The sequence below is a fragment of the Vibrio superstes genome (genome assembly GCF_003569005.1).
Classification (GTDB): domain Bacteria; phylum Pseudomonadota; class Gammaproteobacteria; order Enterobacterales; family Vibrionaceae; genus Vibrio; species Vibrio superstes.
In genome coordinates, this window is record NZ_BCUR01000004.1 from 989092 (window position 1) to 1008469 (window position 19378).

The following is a 19378-nucleotide window of genomic DNA, read 5'->3' on the forward strand; positions in this document are numbered from 1 at the left end:
AATAAGCCCACAGCCCTTAAAGTACAAGGGAGCGGTCACCACACTGATGCGAGGATGCAACAAGCCCTTCAGACTCTGCGATGGAGTAGCACATCAGATAAAAAAGGCGTCATCATTTATCGAGACAGAGGTGAAACACTCTGCGCAACATACGCTATGTGACACAGTAAAAAGGCCATAACATGACAAAAAGACAATACAGTGGGGTGATGCCCAGCCCCCATCAGGAACTTCAATAAGCTCAATTTTGGCTTAGGTGCTAGGCAAATTGATCGAGGTTTAATTAATGCGTCTCTTGAACGGGTAGGGGACTTAAAAGACAATACGCATAAAGCTAGGATTTCAGCTTGCCGCGACTTTGCGCAGTATTTAAAAGACGAAACTGACGTGAAGCGTTTAATTGACATTGAAAAGGCCCACGTCGTGAATTACGGCGAGCATTTGAGAGCACGATTTGAGTCTGATGTGAAATTTACGGCCAGTACGGCGAGAGATTATATCAGTCATATCAACGTGTGTATGGCGCAGGCTCGAGGTGACGACAAACTGAACGTCACTGCGAGTAAAGAGTTAGATTACCCTCCCAAGTCAGGTATTGCGACAGTAGACCGCTCAACAACACTCGAGCAACATCAATCCATTCTTCATCATGCCAGTGAGCCAGTGGCGCTAGCTGCGCAACTGGAGCGCACTCTGGGTCTTCGAACGCGAGAGGCTTGCTTGCTGGATTCACACAAGGCTCTGGTTGAATATAAAAAGACGGGCGTCATCACCGTAGGCCGCGGGACCAAAGGGGGGCAACCACGCATGATACCGATTGAGAATGATGAACAAATTACTGCTCTCGAGCGTGGAGAGAAGCTTCAAGAAACCACAGGACATAACAACCTAGTGCCTGTTGACCAAAGCTTCAAAGCGTTTCAGAGCCACATCTATAAAGAAACCAAAGCGATTGACCCCATCTACAACTGTCATGGCGAACGAAAGTTCTTTGCTTGTCAGTTCTATCAAACCCAAATGGGAGTAGAAGCGCCAGTTCGAGTCGGGATTGAGCATGGCCGTGCTCATCATGAGTACATTGCTAAGACCTTGTGCATCTCTTTGAGCGAGGCTAAAGCGCGAGATAAAGCCGTGCGCTTACAACTGTCAAAAATAATGGGTCATCACAGACCTGGGATCACCAACGCCTACCTTGGGTAATGAAAAACGTTATGTGTTATGAATAGAAAAAAGCCTGCAAAAACAGACTTGTGATTAACGTTGCTGTAGGGCACTCTCGTTATCTAGACGCGGACTTTAACCGATAACGTGTTACGTGTTCCATCTTCATCAGACCATACATATTGCCAGCCGAATCAAGCGCTTTCATTTTCCCAAAACTCACCTTGAAAGACATCTCCTGTTTCTACAACGTTAAAACCTAATTCAAGATTGATAGTTGCGTCAGGAGCATAACATTCCTCTAAGTAATGAGGAGAAGAATGTTATGAACCCCACAACCTATAAACAAATCCGTACTGTCATGGCGCCATTTATGAAAAAAGGCATCCCGTATCGCAAGAAACAGCTAAAGCGATTGCTGGCCATCATTGAGGACATTTTTGAACATGAGTCTTATCTGCACGAAAACTTAAGCCGGATTGGGCGTAAGCAAATGATGGGCTATTGGAGAAGAACGGCACACGAAACACGCAAGACGCGAAAAGAAAAATACGACGTACTGAAGCTGTTTTTTGATACAGCAAAACTTCAAGGAAAAGTGCCTCGTCCCAAATAGGCGCAAGGTCTACCTCGGGTGTTCTGATCAACATCAAAAAGAAAGGGCATAGCTCAGGTGCTGTGCCCTTTATGCGTAAACGTATGTGCGCTTTGGTCTCTATTAAATGCCGTCACTATCACCCATTGAAGCTATGTTGCCTCTTTGCATTGGAAGGTTCCATAAGGGTAAAGACGGCATGAACAAGCCCTACGTTATCGGTTGAAAAACAAAACAGCTCCCACGTTTGAGTGAAGGTACCACTCTTTACTTGAAACCTCCCCAGACACAGGTCGATATCGAGCAATACCCAACCTGAGCGTGCGAGTGATTGAATGAGGTATTCTGCATGCCGTTCTGCGCCCAACTTGTCGGGTGCGTTTTGGTCCACTGCAACAGGCACAAACAGAGCAGGCCTACTCGCAATGATGTTGCTCAGCTGCGCGTTCATTTTCATGAGCGGGACGAGTTTGGGTTGAGTTCGTTCAGACATAGTGACTCTCCGTAGTGATAGTGAATGAAAGCAATCCATTGATTGCATGTAATGACGTTATCATTTGATTTCGGTCCGGAAAGTGAATGGTGCATTTTAATCGGGTGGAAGTGAGACGCTAACGAATCATAAAGCCTTGCCGATATCAAAAATCCAGTGATGCCAAAAACGAAGAGGGTGGCAATCGAGCTCATTCGAACTAAGATTAGAGGGTACAATGCAGGGGTACTGAACTCCGTAAACTCAACTCTACCACCGATGTGAATCTCCGGTAAGTAATTGAATTATAATGGTTTTATTGTGTGATGCATGGGAGTGGCTGGGTCTCCACCCAATCTAAAGAAGCCGCTTTTATAGCGGCTTTTTGCTATCTAAAGCATTGAAATAAATCGCTATTTACGCAAAGTAAACCTTTACCTCAAATTATTTTTGCGAGTCTTCACGCATTTCGGACTGGTACTAAACCTTGGTACTACACTATGCGATATCTTTCTCTCTGCCCCAAGGTACGATAGCTCTGTTAACAAGACATGAGATTAATCATTAGAAACCGCTGTTTCCCAAATGCCCAAAATCTGTCATGCACCATTTGGTATGACAGATTGATTCATTGTGGCAAGACTTTATATTCTTCCCCTAACGCCTTACTGCATAATTGATAGCGAATGGTTATTTTCTCCAGTTCGCTTCGTATACCCGCATGAGGTTCTCACCTAGGAAGCCAACGATCTCATCATGCGTCCACTTGTACTTGTCCTCTAGAACAGAGACAACCGACCAAATATGCTTTGCGTGCAGGTTTGAGATAGGTGCGGCCATGCCAAGCTCAGGCGGGTATATATCAGCACGAGGCACAGCCACGGCATAAAAATCAGCCACGTTGTGCGCGACGTCTGTCGAGTAGCAGGTCTTGTCTTTACCGATCAGCTTAGCGATATGAACCACATGTTCAGCAAACACCTCAGGCGTTGCCTTGCCATCTTCAGCCAAGAAACCACCTGCGCCAGTAGGGCATACAGCGCCGTCCGTCTCACCAATTGCAAGGATAGCATCATCGCTTAGGTTACGCGTATGGTTATACACTGCCGCAGCGTTGCTGTGCGAAGCAATCATAGGTTTGTTTGTAGCTTCTGCCGTGTCAATACATGTCTGGTTTGAGGCGTGTGAACAGTCGAGCACAATACCCTGTTGGTTTGCATACTTAACAAAGCGCTTGCCAGCGTCAGTCAGTCCGGTTTCAACCTTATCCGAGCCACCGCCCGCCAGTGCATTGGCGTTGTTGTATGTGGTGTTCATCACCTTGATCTGGTTGCGTGCTGACCAGATGGTTTGACTCTCAATGTCACCAACCACATAGTCAGCGCCTTGAGTGTTGAACATAACTGCGACCTTTCCTTCCTGCTTAGCCTTGCGAATGTCCGCAACCTTATCAACGACCACACCACCGTAATTCACAGTCGATGCCTTGCTGTCTTTTAGAATCGTCGGCATCGTATCACCGAAGATTTTCTCGGTGTTGTACACAGACGCAGAGATGAGCGTAATGCCTGCCTCTTCATTATCGCGCACACCCTTTTGGAAGTGTGACTCATTCATCGCCATAGCGGGAGCAACCGCTGTCGCCATTAATGAGTTAATCGCAATATATTCTGCGTAATTCTTGCGCGCTAAAGCGTCTCTTGCTTCCTGTTCTGGGGTACTCGGCGGAATATACGCCTCGGTCAAAAATTGGATACGAGTAGCAATCTCTTCCTTGCTTTTTCCCCTTGGGTTCCAGAGATAAGACTTAGGATCCGTGTCTGATACATAACCGGCTTTGGAATTCCAGCCTCCATCAAGGTGTTCATGCTCATGGCCAATATCATGGCTGTGAACGGCCGTTACGTTAAACAAAGACGCCATTATGGTGCAAAGGGAGAGAGTTAGATTTTTCATGTGAATTCCTACGATGGAGAGACTTTGCATATCTTATCGCTCATCCTAGGTTGCGATTTATCTATTGACGCCAGAGTCATTAACCAAGTTTATTTATCGGACAAGACCCTCATGTACTCTGTGGCAGTCACACCGGTTATGCGACGAAATGCCCGAGAGAAGTGAGATATGTTTTGGAACCCAAGTTGCTCGGCAATGTATGTAAGATTTTGACCTTGCTGCATCATTTGACAAGACAGCGAATAGAGGACGCTGTCTTTAATGTTTCTATAGGTGGTACTCTCCGCCTTCAGTTTACGCTGGAGTGTTCGCTCTGATAAACCAAGAATATCGGCAGCTTCTGTTATAGAAAGATTCTGCTCTCGTGAGTAACTCTCGACTAAATCAAAAACAGTATCCGAAAAGGTGGTGTGCCATTTGGCAAATATCTCTGGTTTGGTCGCGTTGTTATCTGAGAACGATATTGCCTGGTCTAATATATCTTCCGAAATATAGATAGCCGTATGGGCTTGGTTGATATAAAGCTGGCACTGTTTTCCTACGAGAAGGTCTACAAGATCGCAGTTAACCACCTGTAACTTCAGCTCTGATGGCACCCACTGTTTTTGAGTCAGTGCAAAAATCAACTCCATCACATAGGCAATGACAAAGGGTTCATGCCATTGAATAGAATCGACAGGTTCATTGTATGGAGAACGACAGAACCAGCTTTTACCATACTCTGAATGCAAATAAACCGAGCTACCTGGTGAATCTAGTGTGAAAATCGATTCAGCATTGCTCAGGGCTTCGCGTATGGTGGAATACTCAGAGAACAGATGCAGAACACTTGGGATTGCCTTGTTTCGAAAAACGGATTGGATAATCTCTAGTGTCACTTTGTCACCTAACTCCTTGGCTGCAGAGTAAATCAGACGCCGTAAAGACAAAGTAGGGATAAGCTCTTGTTCATCACTCACTATGTCAGCGGGTAGACGATTCTCATTAAGCAGCTTTACTTTGTTAAGACCCGCATCTGTAAAGGCGGAGACAAAAACATTGATATAGGAAGAGCGTGTTACAGGGACATGATAAGCAGTAGACGACATAGTGACACAAGCTTTAATCAGGAATATCTTTAAAGCTAGTTGAAATATAAGATCATTTAAAGGTTCATGTTATCCAGTAGTGAAGTTGTATTTGAGACTGACATATAGCAAAGAGTGGATGTGTAGTTGCATAGTGAATTTGACCACCAGATTAGATATTTGCTATATCTCAGATAATCCATGAATGGCTAATTTAGCAAGGTCTCTGGCACGGTTTTGTCCAAAAGAGTGTTATATCACTCAGTAATGTTAACGGTCAAAGTGCTACCTTAACTGAAAAGGCAACCCCCGCTTTTTTGAGTGCTAAATTACCACACCGTCTAGACTTGGGCATTTCTGGCATTATGGTCGTAAGCCTTAACAGTGCGGCATCCAAGAGTCTGAAAAAACAGTTTCAAGAACGCACCGTACAAAAACGTTACCTTGCTATGTTAGCTGGGTGGGTTGAAGCTGACAGTGGCCAAATATCTGCGCCTATTGCTAAAGATAGGGCGATATTCCCACGGGTAAAGATATGCCACAACGCTTAATGTTGCATGCCAGTGATATCTATTTTACTCACCCAGCAAGAGGTGAAGCTATCCATGGACAAAGGCCAAACCCGTTTTAAGTAGACACTCTCCCAGACTTATTCTCGATAACCTTTGCTTTAGACCCTATGTCGACAAACCTAAAGGCAAGTAGGTAACAATGTAAGTCGTTGCATAAAATTACGAAAGGTAACACGTGTATGCTATAGAATCTGGAACCCCATTCCTGAGATAATATAAGAGCATATAAATGCCAAATAATAATCTTCCATCGTCAGTTATTACGATTCTTAAGCAGACCCTCTATGACGGGTTACCTATTTTTATTCACCCTAGTATGGGGCCCTCAAAAACCCATTTTGTAGAAGCCACCGACTGCGTTAACTTGCGGTTCGGAACGTCCACCAGCGAAGGTCGCTTTAACCTCTTACCCCAGTCAACAAAAGAAGCCTGCCCATCATTGATTAATGCAGGGTTTGAGCTGTGGCATGAAAACACATTGGTTGGTCTGTTTGTTGTGACGATCAACGATATGGCTCATGAAGGAAATAACTATAAAGTGATTGCATCTATGTGTATGCACTTAGAGCCAGAGTATCGCTCATACACACTATCAGCTTACACCCAAGGTTTGATTGAAAGCGAAGTAGAGAAGGCTTGGAAGAGTAATTCAGGTGACGACTCGTTAAGAGTCATGACCTACATGAGCCCATGCTGTTAAGTTGAACCCCTAGGTTTCGTCTAGATTAAATGAGAAAAGCTGCGTCAATAATCATTCGACAAGCTCTTATATCTTGTGCTGTCTCAATATCAGCTTGGGACAGTGGCACGATGGCAATTTACCATCGTGCCAATTAAGCATCGGGAAGCTAACATCTTTGTTGGCCTCGCAAATCTGGTTTAAGAAAATACTCGTAGACGATGACCATCAGGGTCAACAGCCACAAAGTTAACACCATATACTGATTCTTCACGCTCTTGAGAAAATTCAATCCCCTGCTGTTGCCAATTATCAAATAGAGTATCGAATGTTTCTCTATTTGCTATTGGGATAGAAAGTTCAGTGCCTCCGCCTCGGACTGGACTGCTTGGTGTCAGTGCATCCGCCTGCTTCAGGGTGATCTTAACGTTGCTGGCAAAATCTAGAGTTGCAAACGTCGGAGACAAAAGCTTGGGTTCGCAATTGAAGGCTTTAGCATAGAACGCCATGCTAGATTGGACATCTTCAACATACAGAACGATGGAATCGAGAGTAAACATAATAACTTCTTCACTGGGTATAATAGAAACGAGAGTATAGTAAGAACGACTGACAGTTTTTGTCAGTAGCGATAAAACCTATTATTGATCTGCTCTAATTTTTCCCATTCTAGAAGTAACTCATGCCGAGACCGTTGATATTTTTGTTCTACGTGTTGCCAAGTCTTTATTCTGTCTAGCCTAAAGTTGCGAAAAGCTTGCCTTGTTTCACACCATGCAACTAACACGTGGTATTGCTCAAACAAACCAATCAGCATGGGCCATATGATTCGTGTGCTTGTGTTCTCTTTGGCATCTAGATAAGTAATTTCCGCTTTGTGCTCTTTTTTAATCGCTTGCTTGATTTCGGATAGTTCAACCAACACTTTGGGAATATCGATGATAGAAGCGACACGCACTATGTCTTCGCTGTATTTGACTTGATGCTCTGGCGGTAAAACAGCTGAAATCTTAGCAAGAGCATTACCCACAGCCTCACTAAACTCACCATTAGCCTGTTTCGCAACCCACTGAGCTCCGAGCCTTAGAGCTTCAAGTTCCTCCAGGGTAAACATCATGGGTGGTAAATCAAAGCTAGGCTTTAATATATAACCAAGACCCGCTTCTCCCTCGATATCAGCACCTTGAGATTGCAAGGTAGCAATATCTCGATAGATAGTTCGTACGCTAACATCTAACTTTCCTGCTAATTTTTCTGCAGAAACGGGAAATTTATAACAGCGAAGTAGTTGGAGGAGATCAAAAAGGCGTTGGCTTCGAGACATAGCAATACTTGAACCTGACAAGATAGATAATAGGTATAACACATTCATCTTGATTTAAAAAAGAGAAGCCAAAGATAGGTTGCTGTAGCTCTAGTTGGCAGTGGAACCGTTTAAATACAACAAGACAATGTCACTGTACCCTACCCCAACTAGTACACCCTGCATAGCAACCGAAGGTGGAACTGACTATGGCACAGGCTTAGTAATTCCGTTTCGAGGGTTTGTTATAACCGGACTTTTCACACTGCCACTCAACAACCAATTATCACCCAACAGCCTGTCTCTTGATCACAAATCGGACTTTAGGGTATCCGTCATGCCCTCGGGACGACGTTTATTAATCGCTTGAACATCAGAGTAGTGATCTAATAAGGCATACACTCTGTTCGATCACATTTAGATCGACTATCAATACTTATGTATGAAAGTCAGCCCTGCAGTTATTCGCTCGAATCATTAGAATACAACCAACCTTGAGTGCTCTGCTTAAGTCAAACACGATTCATATCTCTATTTAATATTAGTTAATCTACATTAAAGACTTCTTCAATAGTGCTCAGAAAAGAGAACAGGCATGCTTGTATCTCAAAAGAAATATGGACCAAAGGCATGACGAATATGTCCTAACCAGGAGATGCAGCAAAGCTTTTCTCTATGCTGAACCTCCTTCGAACTAGCGCATATTCACTCGCCCATAAATAGCACGAGAGGCACTATGAATATTACAGCGAAAGGCGTAACCCTAACTGAATCAATGAAAACATTGGTTGCTGAACGGTTTACTCATTTAGAGAGCCATACACCTGATATGGACAAAATGCATTGCCATATTACCTACCATGAGAGTTATCAGGAGTTCGAGTGTGAAGTGTCTGTTCATCATGGAAAAAAGACGTTGTTTGCTAAAGAGCGTGGAGCTGAGTTTAAGTCTACATTGATGCATACTTTTTATGCTGTAGAACATCAACTAGAGAAACAAAAAACACAACAAATCTCTAAGCAAAAACACAGTTCAATGCCTCTAGAGCAGTAAGAATTTTACTTTCGAGGATTGATAGATTTCTCAGCGCTCTTGGTACCGTCCAGCGTTGAAAGCTTCAGCTAGAAAATAGCTAACCCCATCAGCAGAGAGTTAGCTATACGCAATCAATATTAAGGGGATATCTATGTCACTTACCGACAAACAAGTTGGTGTTTTGAAAGGAATGATTAAAGGAGGAGCAATTGCAGTTTCCATCGTTGCACTTGGCTCTTTTTTCAATCCTTTCGGATTCGAAGAATTGATGACTCCCATCGAAAAGATCAGCATCGCTATTCTATGGAGCTTGATTCCAACACTATTCTTAGCCGTTTCTATTGGTCGCCTAGCTAAGCATCGCTTTTTCACAGCGGAAGACATCGATGGTGGTGGCTTATCTGCCGGCACCCAACAAGCAAAGTTATTGCAGTCCCTCTTACAAAACACCTTCGAGCAGACGGTACTTGCTGTGCTCGTATATTTAGCCTGGTCAGTCGCAATGCCAGCCTCTTGCTTGTCTGTAATTCCAATTGCAGCTCTGGCTTTTGGTTTAGGCCGTATCTTATTTTTTGCAGGTTATGAAAAGGGAGCGCCTTCGAGAGCCGTCGGGTTTACTATATGCTTTTACCCTTCTATCGCAATGCTAATTACAATAGCGATTGCTATTACTTATCAACAGCTTAGCTAGTAAAGTGTTCAATCGGATCTGATAACTCGGAGTCAGGTAATAATCTGGGTGCTGTTGTCTATATCATTTCGACCATATCAAAAGTAACCCTGAAGACTGACGCAGATACACAAAGAGTTTAGCGCGAAAGGACGCAGAGATAGGTTGCCATTATGTGGCTTTGAGTATTTTCGTATGCTCTCTTAGGCGAATTAGGGCAAGCATATTTAAGCATTACCCTAATATAAACCAAACAAGTAATGAATATCGTCATCTTATTTAGTTCACGATCATCCCTTATTTCAGTAAGTCTTGGGGGGCATGGCATCTAGAACAGCACCCCGCAACAGTTCTGCATCACCACCTAGTTCAAGAGGGTGAGCGTAATAACAGTAACCTGTCTATTTGATTATTTTAACTCAATATAACAGTGTTACTTTTTATAAAGTTCAATGGTGTCTGCCCTGTTTGTTTCTTAAAGAATGCGATAAAGGCACTATCAGAACAAAAGCCTAGGCTATGAGCAACGTCGTTAACTTGCATTTCTCTAGACAGCAACTCAATCGCCTTTAATAACCGCCATTGATGCCTCCAATCTTGGTAGGACATTCCAGTTTCTATTTTAAATAGCCTAGTGACGGTTTTAGTGCTAGCTCCAACGGAATCTGCAATCGAAGTGAGGTCTGGCACTAAAAAGCTTTCTTCCATCAATTGCTGTCGGAATTTTGTAAATCGACGGTTTGATGGCAAGGGTAGTTGGAAAGAGTGGCGTTTAGCGTCATAAAACTCTTCCCAAAAAAGGGCTGCGGTATTCTGCATCTCATCTTCAGGTTTATCCCATGCCCATAATGCCATCCTATCAATGAGCGCTTTTAGCAGAGCATTCACTTCAATCATTATTATGTCACTGGGGCATTTAAACGCAGTGCAATCGAAGTACAGGGAACGGTAAGCAACGACATTTGTCATCATCGCGCGATGTTGGGTAGATGGAGGAATCCAAACCGCTTTTGTAGGAGGTAAAATGCAGATGGAGTTCCCTAATGCAAAGCTCATACAACCTTGAGGTGCAAACAGTAATTGGCCTTTCTTATGTTGATGCATGCCAGAGTCATGCCTGCCTACCTCGGCCGCTATCCCAACAACGCTAATGTTTAAACTATCAGGGTTGAATTGGGTTTTCTGATCAATAATTGCCATTTGTCCGAATTTTGATGTTTTTGGTTTTAATGTTGTTAATGGGTAAAGAGTAGTCCCATTTATACTGTGCGCCAAGTTAATTCATAGTCAGGACTCAAGATGAATACTAAACCTTCTTTATGGCTGATGGTTGTCATGCTGATGTTTCCACAAGTCGTAGAAACCATTTACAGCCCTGCATTGGGCTCTATTGCCCAATCATTTTCTGTAAGTTATCCGCAAGCAGCGCAAACGTTATCTATTTACTTTTTAGCCTTTGCCGTGGGTGTTGTTGCTTGGGGGATATTGGCGGATAAATTGGGCAGACGGCCAACAATGATGATTGGTCTATTTATTTACGGTTTTGCCACTTTAGTTGCAATGCAGACCGACAGTTTTTTGACACTTATGCTGGCGCGAGCACTGAGCGCATTCGGAATAGCGGTTGGCTCTGTCGTCACACAGACGATGCTTCGTGATGCGTTTACAGGCGAGGACTTAGGCAAAGTATTTAGTTTAATGGGAATGGGGATCTCAATTAGCCCCGTGCTAGGAATGCTATTGGGTGGTCAACTAACTGCAGCTGGTGGTCATCAATATGTGTTCTTGGCCCTTTTTACCATGGCACTGGTGTTATTTGTTTATAACCTGTTTAAACTCCCTGAGACGCAACAAGAAAAACGACCGATAAAATTAACGCAGTTAGCCATTAGTATGCTGAAAGACAAACAAATATTGCTGTCAGCACTCTTAGTAGCGCTATACAACATTGCCTTATTTTCTTATTACCAACTTGGCGCGTTTATTTTTTTCGGTCTAGGTTTTGACTCGGAGCAATTTGGTTACAGCGGCATCGTATTAGGTATTAGTACATTACTTGGAAGCTATACAAACAAAGTTCTACTATCAAGAAACATGCCTGCGCGTTTTCTATTGTGGGTATCCGCTGCACTGCTAACAATTGGCGCTTTTGGGGTTTACCTTAGACTGGGTTCAATCTGGTTTATTGCCCCCATGATACTCGTGGTTATGTCATTTGGTGTTGCTATCCCAAATTTACTGAGTGTTGCTTTAGCCGAATATAAACAACAAGCTGGTAGCGCAGGTGCACTCTTCGGACTCATGTATTACCTTATGATTGGTGGCGGCTTGGCACTAACTGGCGCAGTTCAGCATTTAGGTATTGTACTCATCACATGCAGTATAGTGACTGTGTTGGCAACAGTGTTACGTAAATAATAAGTGACCGATATTGATATGCTAAATCTTCCCTTACTTCTACTATTTTGAATATGACAGTTTTAAGTAGAAGTTCTAACTCGCTTTTGTCCAAATCTGTGTTGGCGGGGTAGATCACCTTAATTCAGAAATGCCCCATTATCATCCAGAGTAAATACTCTTTCACATATTGTTCAAATGTATTTCCCCTACTAAATCTAAGGGGCTAGACAATGCTATTTTTGTGTAAGAAGTTAAAAATCGTATTTTTAGGGCGGGAGGATTACCGTACAGAATGAGAATTCTGTCTGTTTACTGGAACATCTAAAAGCAATTCAACAGAAAATGAGTATGGAAAAAGGTCGCAACACGCGACCTTCTGTATACTTTATCTTACCACTGGATATCACTGTACTCAGTTTTTGACTTGTAGATATCACGATGCGTAAACTTGACATTGGCAAAGTCAATTTTGTTCAGATCAATTTTCTGGATATCCATATTGTCAAAGGTGCGTAGGTAGTAATCAGTGTTTTTCAGATCCACTACGTTAAAATAGCCCACCATCTGTGGTTTCGCGTCTAGCCATTTCCAGTATAGAGAACCTTGTGGAATATCCATGGTGTTGAGCATGGTCCAAGCGTGGTTGACTGCATCAAAGTCATTTTTAACACGCGCAAAATCGTTGGTGTAGTTCATTGAAACAATGTGTTTAGTACGACCAAATGGGGTGCGCTCAAACGCAGGGAAACCCAAGTCAGACCATTTCACATCAGACGCTTCATAATCAGCTACACCGCCCAAATGTAATGCCGCTTCTTCCATTTGCAGTGGGTATGCTGGCTCATTAGTCATAACACCTAGTTTATTTTCATGGATTTCTGGGTAGCCAGAGCCATCCGTCCACTCAACCACAATGGCTTTCTCGGTGTCAGTGATCGCTAGGTGTAAGCCCACATCGATACCATGTGCAACAGGCAGATCAGAGTTTTCAACTTTCACTTTCTTCAGCAGTTCAATGGCTTCATCAACTGACTTTGCGTTTGCCAAAATATAAACTGAGATATTCTGTTGATTGTAATCACCCTCACCAATTTCAGCGTATTTACTATGGTTTCCACCACCGCCTAGACCGAGGGTTTCAACGTTTAGGCCTTGCTCGTTTAGACCTGAAGAAACCCAGTCTGTATCGCCGTGCATGATGCCAACATAACCGATGCTACCTGTAACACCACCGAATCCTTCATAGTTACGTGGTGCCATGAAAACACGTTCTTCCAATTTAATTGGCGATTCCATAGAACGACCAACGATGCGGTTGTCCTGTGGAGTGTCAAAGAAAAAAGTAGAACATGCGTTTGCAGTGCCAGCCAAACCAGCAGAAACTGCTGCAGCGATAGCTAAAGTTTTAAATGTGTTTTTCATCTCAATTACCTCGTGGATTTAAATTCTTCGACATCCGTTGCCGTGTTGTCCTTGCGTGGTTTGAATTATTCCAACAAACAAGTTCCTCAACAAACCGCTATGAGCACCTTTTGGGTGCTCTAAAATCATTGATAGCCCTTTCATTGTCAATTACACTTTTACTCAATGAGAAAATACGACACTTTCACAAAGGGCAAACATGGAATACTCATTGAACCAAATAGAAGCCTTTGTTCACACCGTCGAAACTGGCAGTTTTAAAGACGCGGGCATTCGATTAGACAAGCGCCGACAAGTGGTTGCTCGCAGCGTGGCCTCGCTTGAAGAAACATGTAACGTATCTTTATTTACAAGACATACGCGTCACGTAGAAATAACTGAGGAAGGAAAAAAGTTATATAGAACCGCAAAAAGAGTACTACTTGATGCCCGAAATTTTGAAAATCAGTTAGCGAGTTTTAATCGCCAATTACCCAACTCTTTCTCTGTAGCAATTGATAGCAGCCTAGCCTGTCCTGAGATAGCAAACTGTTACCTCGCAGTTCTTGAAGAAATCCCTAGCATCGATTTGAAAATATCTATGGGAGGCACCAAGCAAGTGATTGACTGGGTGAGCGAGGGCACGGTTGAAATGGCATTGTTATTTTCTCCATTACTTAACCTAGATAACTTACAAAATATCACAGTATTAGACTTTCCTGTTGTGGATGTTGGTCCACCCAACCTGGTCAATTTCGGAGAGATAAAAGAACAAGACACACTCTCTGACATGACGCAAATTGTCCCTCAATCTGTTTTGGACTTTGGTTATCAACAAGGTTACATCGATAGCGATAAGAACATTTTTGTCAATGACTTACAAGAGAGTGTCAATATGATGTTAGCGGGTGTCGGTTGGGCGAGGCTACCTGAATTTATCGCCCGTCCTCATATAGAAGCCGGTCGTCTCAACGCTTTCTCTCGCTTAGGGGGCAGTTCAGGAAATTGGTATGCTGAAGTGATTTATGCCAATGATGAAATGCTCACGTTGGCAGGAGATATATTTTTAGAGCACGCCTTGCGGTTGCGTGAAAAGTTATACAAACGCAATGGAGTCAGATCTTGATTTACGGTGAGATAGCGAACGTTTATTGAACGATTTCATCCTGTTTGACCTAATGATCCAGCTGTGATCTTATACTCTCTTTTACGGGAGTATCTTCATGAGCATCGACGCTTTTTCTGAGCACTTCGGCCAACTAAATGACCCTCGCCAATCTGCCAAGATCAGCTATCCATTATTTGACGTCTTGTTTCTGACGATCTGCGCCACTATTGCTGGTGCTGAAGGCTGGAATATAGTGGCATAGTGAATTGGGCCACCAGATTAGAGGTTTGCAATACGTCAGGTAATCCATGAATTACTAATTTAGTGAAATCACTGACACGAAAATGTCCAAAAGCTTGCTAGAAGTCGGTCAATAGGGATGTGATCACCAAGCAATTCTGTCGTACCTTAATTACCAAGCGACTTTGTCATTACATTAACTACCAAGGGATTTTGACGGAACTCATTTAGCTTACCTTTTAAAGTAATTAATGGAGCTTTAGAAGGGGCGAAGGATGTTCTATATGGATTCTAAATCCCAATTTACCGTCGATATTATCTGCAAAATCATCGATGGAAAAATCAGTATCAATAGCGCTACTACCTTGCTCAACAAGTCTCGTCGAACCGTTGAACGTTATCTCTGTCGATATCGGAAAGAAGGTATTCGCTTCATCATTCACGGTAATCGAGGGCGAACTCCAGCCAATAAGATCCCTGAATCGCTCAAGAAAGAAGTTCAAAGCCTCATACAAACTAAGTACTTCGATTTCAATTTGCAGCATCTTTCTGAAGTTCTCAAAAAGAATGAAGGTATCGTCATTAAGCGTGAAACTTTACGCTCTTGGGCACACGATATCCATCATGTTAAACGTGCAAAGCGACGTAGAAGCCGCGTCAGAAAGTACCGAGAGCGTATGGAGTTACCTGGGCTTATGCTTCAAATGGATGGGAGCCCTCATCGTTGGTTTGGGGATGAGAAATCTTGTTTGATAGCGATGATTGATGACGCTACGAGTGATATTCATGCTCAGTTTTTTCCCTCGGAGACCACTGAAGGCTGCATGAAGGTGATGAGAGCTTACATTGAGAAGCGAGGGATATTTAAGACGCTCTACGTCGATAGAGCGGGCATCTTCGGTGGTCCCAAACGGAGCAACTTCTCGCAGATGCAACGAGCTTGTGAAGAGCTCGGTATTGAAATTATCTTTGCTAACTCCCCACAAGGGAAAGGGCGTATCGAACGATCATTCGATACTTTCCAAGATAGGCTGGTACCAGAGCTACGAGTACGCAAGGTCACCGACATGGAGAGTGCAAATCGGTATCTACAAGAAGAGTTCATCCCTAATTACTGGGATAAAAAGGTTCGAGTTCAGCCCAAAAGTTCCCGCTCTGCTTTTAAGCGCTTACCTCCCAATTTAGATCTGAATGGCATCTGCGTACAAAAAGAATATCGAACAATACGACGTGATCATACGTTCGGCTTTAATAACAAAAGGTATGTCATCGATTCGCCCATTCGTTACTCTATTGAAAATCAAAAAATAGAGATCCGATGCCAGTTCGATGGCACATTCTGCGCTTATTTTGGCCACCGCCGATTAGATATCACGGAGTTGGTTGAGCCTCGTAAATGCAGTGAATATGGCAAAGAGGTTCAGCGGAAAATTGAAGCACTGGAACTCGTTGAACAGCTCGGCAGTATATCTAAAGCCGCCCGTATCCTTGGCTGTTCTCGCCAATCGCTTTATACCTATCAGAAAATCATGGCAGAAGAAGGGCCTATAGGTCTGAAACGGATCAATAAACCCCTCAAGCGCAACAAGAAGCGTATATCGGAGCATGCAGAAGACAAGATTATCGAGCTGACGCTACAGAACCCTTACTTTACATTGATGCAATTGATGATGGAGTTAAAACAACATGACATCACCGTGAGTATCGGCACGATTAAAAACATCTGGAAGGAAGAAAACCTTAATACCAGAGAGCTTAGGATTAAAAAATCACAATCGCTGAATATCGAGGTTTAAGGCGAGAAGTATCAATCCTAGCTAGAATGAAAGAGCATGACAGAATCGGTTGGTACTTATCCCGTCAAGATCCCTCAGTAATGACAAGTCGGTCAATAGGGAACTCATCCCAGAATCGATACATGATAAAGAAAAGTATCATGATAACCGGTGCGAAAGTTCCCATGAGCCGACAAGAGTGAGAGAAAGACAAATGAGGAAAGTTAAGAGTAGGGAACAAGCTAATCGTTTCCTCAGAGTTTTCTCGTCCGTTTATAACCTGTTCAATTTGCAACGTCATTTATGTAGTGCGCATTTTTACAAAATTCGAAGAACTGCGGTATTTGGCATGATATTACCGCAGTTAATCTATTATTTGTCGAACCGTAGAGGCCAAAACCGGTTAAGTTGACAGTACCCTTCAATGCAATAGGTAGTCCCTTATCAATCCCAAGTCGGGAAATTTGAACCCAAAGGTGAGGTTGGTTTGTCCCAGTAAGCCGGTGTGTGTGAGTACTCTAAGACAGGTTTTAAATGAGTAATTACTCCAAATGGCGTTGGCGTTTTTATCGTGTTGTTGCTGATGTTTCCACCCGAAATTACCTTATGTATTGTGGCGAATTTCTTATCAATGTTCTCTTGGTCTTTCTTTTGACTTCTTAGTCGATTCTGCGGGTTCGAATTCAAACTTTGGTTTTGATACCACATACAAGTTTGGGCCAATGAAACACTGACACGTTGAGATCCACCAATGAAGGCTCGATTGTGAAGTGCTTTCAGGATGCCAATAGAGCCCATTAAGCCAGTGCCGTAGTCGGTAATGAAACCGTACGGGCATAAAATTGGTTGGTTCTCGGTGCCGTGATCAAAGGCTGAACCGACAGCCGCTTGTGCAATATTTTCCCACCCATGTCGATTTGCCCAAGGGCCGATTTCACCAAATGCAGAGCTGGTTACGATGATTAAGTTAGGGTTAAGTGACAGTAACTTCTCTTCAGTTAAGCCAAACTTTTCTTGAAGTCGACCAGGTGCATAGCCATTTACATACACATCAGTTTCTGTGATCAGTTGATAGAACGTCTCGAGATCCTTTTGTTTATTAAAGTTGAGGTAGGCATTGCGTTTACCAAAGCCAGTATCAAGATAGTTTGACGTAATACGCTCAGCTGCAGGGTTGGCAATATGCAAGACCTGAGCACCTTGTTCTGCTAAAAAGGTCGACATGGAAGGCCCAGCAATGATATGGCTGACGTCCAGCACTTTTACGTCACTGAGCGGTCTTTCGCTCGGTTTGAACGGAACTTTAGAACCCGTGCCGAGTGTTTTGACTTGGATTGGTGGAAGCTTACTTAGAGCTTGGCCTTGTGGGTGCGCTTGAAACTCTTGTTGGGTTCGAATCTTGGTGCCACTTAACCCATGTTCATTAAAGATATCTTCCCACTCTTGTGCTGTTTTAGATAAGTAGGCGGCTTCAATAGCTTCCTGTTCTGGTGGGCAGTTCAGTACTTTTAAAGTCTCGTCGTGTAAGTGTTCCAGCGCCGTAATGGTTTCAAAATATCCATCTTTTGTTTTGTGAGTAAGCGATTCAAAGCGCTTGAATGCATCCAGCGAGAGTGGCTGACCATTAATGTGGAGGAAGTTCGGGCGATAAAGCATTTCCATCGCTTTTTTATGATCGACAGTGACGGTTTGAGCTTCGCCAGTTTTGTACTTCCAAATATTGGCAACCAGCAAACCATTCATCATTAACAGAGACGAAAAACTGTCAGACATATTGTACGGTGATAGTTCATCTGAGCTAGCCTCGTAATTCGTATCAATGCATTTAATATCCGATGATATTTCAATATCGACCATTTTTTTTAAGTTTTCTAGACCATGTAACATAAATAAACCTTTGTTGTTTTCGTAATAGATAATCAGCTTACTTCAGTCTATATTTAGGATAAACTCCTACAAATGAGGAAGAGTTTTGCACAGAAGCAATAATAATTTTGACTTAAATACACTAACGATTTTCAGACGAGTGGTAGAGCTTAATTCGCTATCTAAGACAGCGGAAGAGTTGGTCATTAACCCATCCACAGTGAGCCGAAAAATATCAGATTTAGAGTCTTTCTATGGGGTTAAGTTATTGCTAAGAACAACGCGGACTCTTACTCTTACTGAAGAGGGCAAGGCGTTTTATGGCTATTGTCAGAGCATTGACGACTTATTGGTGCGTTCGGAAAACGAGATAACCAATACACAAGTTGAGCCTACCGGTTTGTTGCGATTGGTGATCCCCGTTGATACTGGAAACCTGGCTATGAGTGATGCACTTAATGAATTTGCGATTAAGTATCCTAAAGTGGTTCTGGACTTAGAATTTTCAAACCGAACCGTAGATGTTGTCGAAGAGGGCGTTGATGTTTGGTTTTGTGTTGGTGAAGCTGCGAACCAAAGTTTAATCTCAAAACGTGTCATGACACATAGACGTTATTTGATGGCCTCGAAAGAATATTTGTCCAAATACGGCAACATCGAATCGATTGATGATATTGCTCCCCCTCATAGACAAGTTCTGAACAAGAACCCGTTCAATTACAAAAATAAGAATGCGATAAAGCATCTGCCGTATTCGATCGGAGTAAACAGTAGCTATGCGGTATTTAAATCTTGTTTAGCTGGTCTTGGTTTAGCGTACGTTGCCGAATCTCTCGTCAATAAATATGACACGGAAAACCAGTTGGTGACTATCTTGGGAGAAGAGCTATGGTCTGAGGCGGTGATTAGCATGGTGTATCCAGAACGGAAGTTAAAACCAATGAGGACAGAGTATTTCCTTGATTTTATGTCGAACTATTTCCGATACATATAGCCGAATAAAATTTAGATAAAACAAGCTTTTATTTGGTCTAAACCTCTATGGTTACTCATGGGTGTTTCGCTTGCTTTACTTTC

Annotated in this window: 19 protein-coding genes and 1 pseudogene; 12 read left to right on the top strand and 8 right to left on the bottom strand. The window is 43.0% G+C overall.

The genetic code is table 11. The features are described from left to right. Positions 1-387 precede the first annotated feature (387 nt). Both D5I41_RS12530 and D5I41_RS12535 read left to right on the top strand, forming a co-directional pair. Positions 388-1200 carry an integrase domain-containing protein gene (locus D5I41_RS12530; protein ID WP_235868912.1) on the top strand — a complete coding sequence of 271 codons (813 nt, stop codon included), beginning with the start codon at positions 388-390 and terminating at the stop codon, positions 1198-1200. A 286-nt stretch (positions 1201-1486) separates the two neighbouring features. Beyond that, positions 1487-1777, top strand: a complete 291-nt coding sequence (locus D5I41_RS12535) for a hypothetical protein (protein ID WP_119010067.1) — start codon at positions 1487-1489, stop codon at positions 1775-1777. 118 nt (positions 1778-1895) lie between these two features. Here the strand turns inward: D5I41_RS12535 and D5I41_RS12540 are convergent, their stop codons facing one another. The 3 genes from D5I41_RS12540 to D5I41_RS12550 form a co-directional block, all read right to left on the bottom strand. Further along, entirely contained in the window at positions 1896-2249 is a 354-nt protein-coding gene (locus D5I41_RS12540; protein WP_119010068.1) for a hypothetical protein, read from the bottom strand. Positions 2250-2918: 669 nt separating this feature from the next. Beyond that, a complete protein-coding gene (locus D5I41_RS12545; protein ID WP_162892833.1) occupies positions 2919-4184 on the bottom strand; it encodes a dipeptidase in 1266 nt (421 codons plus the stop codon). 89 nt (positions 4185-4273) lie between these two features. Beyond that, complete coding sequence (locus D5I41_RS12550) at positions 4274-5272, bottom strand: helix-turn-helix domain-containing protein (RefSeq protein ID WP_119010070.1); 999 nt, start codon at positions 5270-5272, stop codon at positions 4274-4276. Positions 5273-5616: 344 nt separating this feature from the next. On the opposite strand from D5I41_RS12550, the gene D5I41_RS21660 reads away from it, so the two are divergent. Further along, positions 5617-5802: an RluA family pseudouridine synthase gene (locus D5I41_RS21660; protein WP_235868965.1), complete on the top strand. Its 186-nt coding sequence runs from the start codon at positions 5617-5619 to the stop codon at positions 5800-5802. 250 nt (positions 5803-6052) lie between these two features. Continuing rightward, positions 6053-6523, top strand: a complete 471-nt coding sequence (locus tag D5I41_RS12560; RefSeq protein ID WP_119010071.1) for a hypothetical protein — start codon at positions 6053-6055, stop codon at positions 6521-6523. Positions 6524-6702: 179 nt separating this feature from the next. Here D5I41_RS12560 and D5I41_RS12565 read toward each other — a convergent pair whose 3' ends face one another. Then, entirely contained in the window at positions 6703-7062 is a 360-nt protein-coding gene (locus D5I41_RS12565) for a VOC family protein (RefSeq protein ID WP_119010072.1), read from the bottom strand. Positions 7063-7124: 62 nt separating this feature from the next. Further along, positions 7125-7826: a helix-turn-helix transcriptional regulator gene (locus D5I41_RS12570; RefSeq protein ID WP_119011505.1), complete on the bottom strand. Its 702-nt coding sequence runs from the start codon at positions 7824-7826 to the stop codon at positions 7125-7127. A gap of 715 nt (positions 7827-8541) precedes the next feature. On the opposite strand from D5I41_RS12570, the gene D5I41_RS12575 reads away from it, so the two are divergent. Both D5I41_RS12575 and D5I41_RS12580 read left to right on the top strand, forming a co-directional pair. Continuing rightward, complete coding sequence (locus D5I41_RS12575; RefSeq protein ID WP_119010073.1) at positions 8542-8859, top strand: HPF/RaiA family ribosome-associated protein; 318 nt, start codon at positions 8542-8544, stop codon at positions 8857-8859. 133 nt (positions 8860-8992) lie between these two features. Continuing rightward, positions 8993-9532 (top strand): MAPEG family protein, encoded by a 540-nt coding sequence (locus tag D5I41_RS12580; protein ID WP_119010074.1) that lies wholly within the window; start codon positions 8993-8995, stop codon positions 9530-9532. Between the two features lie 393 nt (positions 9533-9925). On the opposite strand, the gene D5I41_RS12585 is transcribed toward D5I41_RS12580, so the two are convergent. Continuing rightward, entirely contained in the window at positions 9926-10711 is a 786-nt protein-coding gene (locus D5I41_RS12585) for an AraC family transcriptional regulator (protein ID WP_119011506.1), read from the bottom strand. A gap of 99 nt (positions 10712-10810) precedes the next feature. Here D5I41_RS12585 and D5I41_RS12590 point away from each other — a divergent pair, with 99 nt between their 5' ends. Then, positions 10811-11929 carry a multidrug effflux MFS transporter gene (locus D5I41_RS12590; RefSeq protein ID WP_119010075.1) on the top strand — a complete coding sequence of 373 codons (1119 nt, stop codon included), beginning with the start codon at positions 10811-10813 and terminating at the stop codon, positions 11927-11929. Between the two features lie 372 nt (positions 11930-12301). On the opposite strand, the gene D5I41_RS12595 is transcribed toward D5I41_RS12590, so the two are convergent. Then, positions 12302-13333: a linear amide C-N hydrolase gene (locus tag D5I41_RS12595; protein ID WP_119009197.1), complete on the bottom strand. Its 1032-nt coding sequence runs from the start codon at positions 13331-13333 to the stop codon at positions 12302-12304. A 199-nt stretch (positions 13334-13532) separates the two neighbouring features. Between D5I41_RS12595 and D5I41_RS12600 the strand changes: the two genes are divergently transcribed. The 4 genes and pseudogenes from D5I41_RS12600 (at position 13533) to D5I41_RS21590 (ending at position 16847) form a co-directional block, all read left to right on the top strand. Continuing rightward, complete coding sequence (locus D5I41_RS12600; RefSeq protein WP_119009198.1) at positions 13533-14438, top strand: LysR family transcriptional regulator; 906 nt, start codon at positions 13533-13535, stop codon at positions 14436-14438. 97 nt (positions 14439-14535) lie between these two features. After that, positions 14536-14667: pseudogene (locus D5I41_RS12605) on the top strand (transposase family protein); the annotation flags it as partial. A gap of 268 nt (positions 14668-14935) precedes the next feature. Next, a complete protein-coding gene (locus tag D5I41_RS12610; protein ID WP_119008727.1) occupies positions 14936-16456 on the top strand; it encodes an ISNCY family transposase in 1521 nt (506 codons plus the stop codon). Positions 16457-16505: 49 nt separating this feature from the next. Beyond that, positions 16506-16847 (top strand): DDE-type integrase/transposase/recombinase, encoded by a 342-nt coding sequence (locus tag D5I41_RS21590; RefSeq protein WP_119010076.1) that lies wholly within the window; start codon positions 16506-16508, stop codon positions 16845-16847. Positions 16848-16879: 32 nt separating this feature from the next. On the opposite strand, the gene D5I41_RS12620 is transcribed toward D5I41_RS21590, so the two are convergent. Continuing rightward, the gene (locus tag D5I41_RS12620) at positions 16880-18322 is read right to left on the bottom strand and encodes a CoA transferase (RefSeq protein WP_119010077.1); all 1443 of its coding nucleotides are present in this window, start codon (positions 18320-18322) and stop codon (positions 16880-16882) included. An 85-nt stretch (positions 18323-18407) separates the two neighbouring features. Between D5I41_RS12620 and D5I41_RS12625 the strand changes: the two genes are divergently transcribed. After that, a complete protein-coding gene (locus tag D5I41_RS12625; protein ID WP_119010078.1) occupies positions 18408-19295 on the top strand; it encodes a LysR family transcriptional regulator in 888 nt (295 codons plus the stop codon). Positions 19296-19378: the final 83 nt, after the last annotated feature.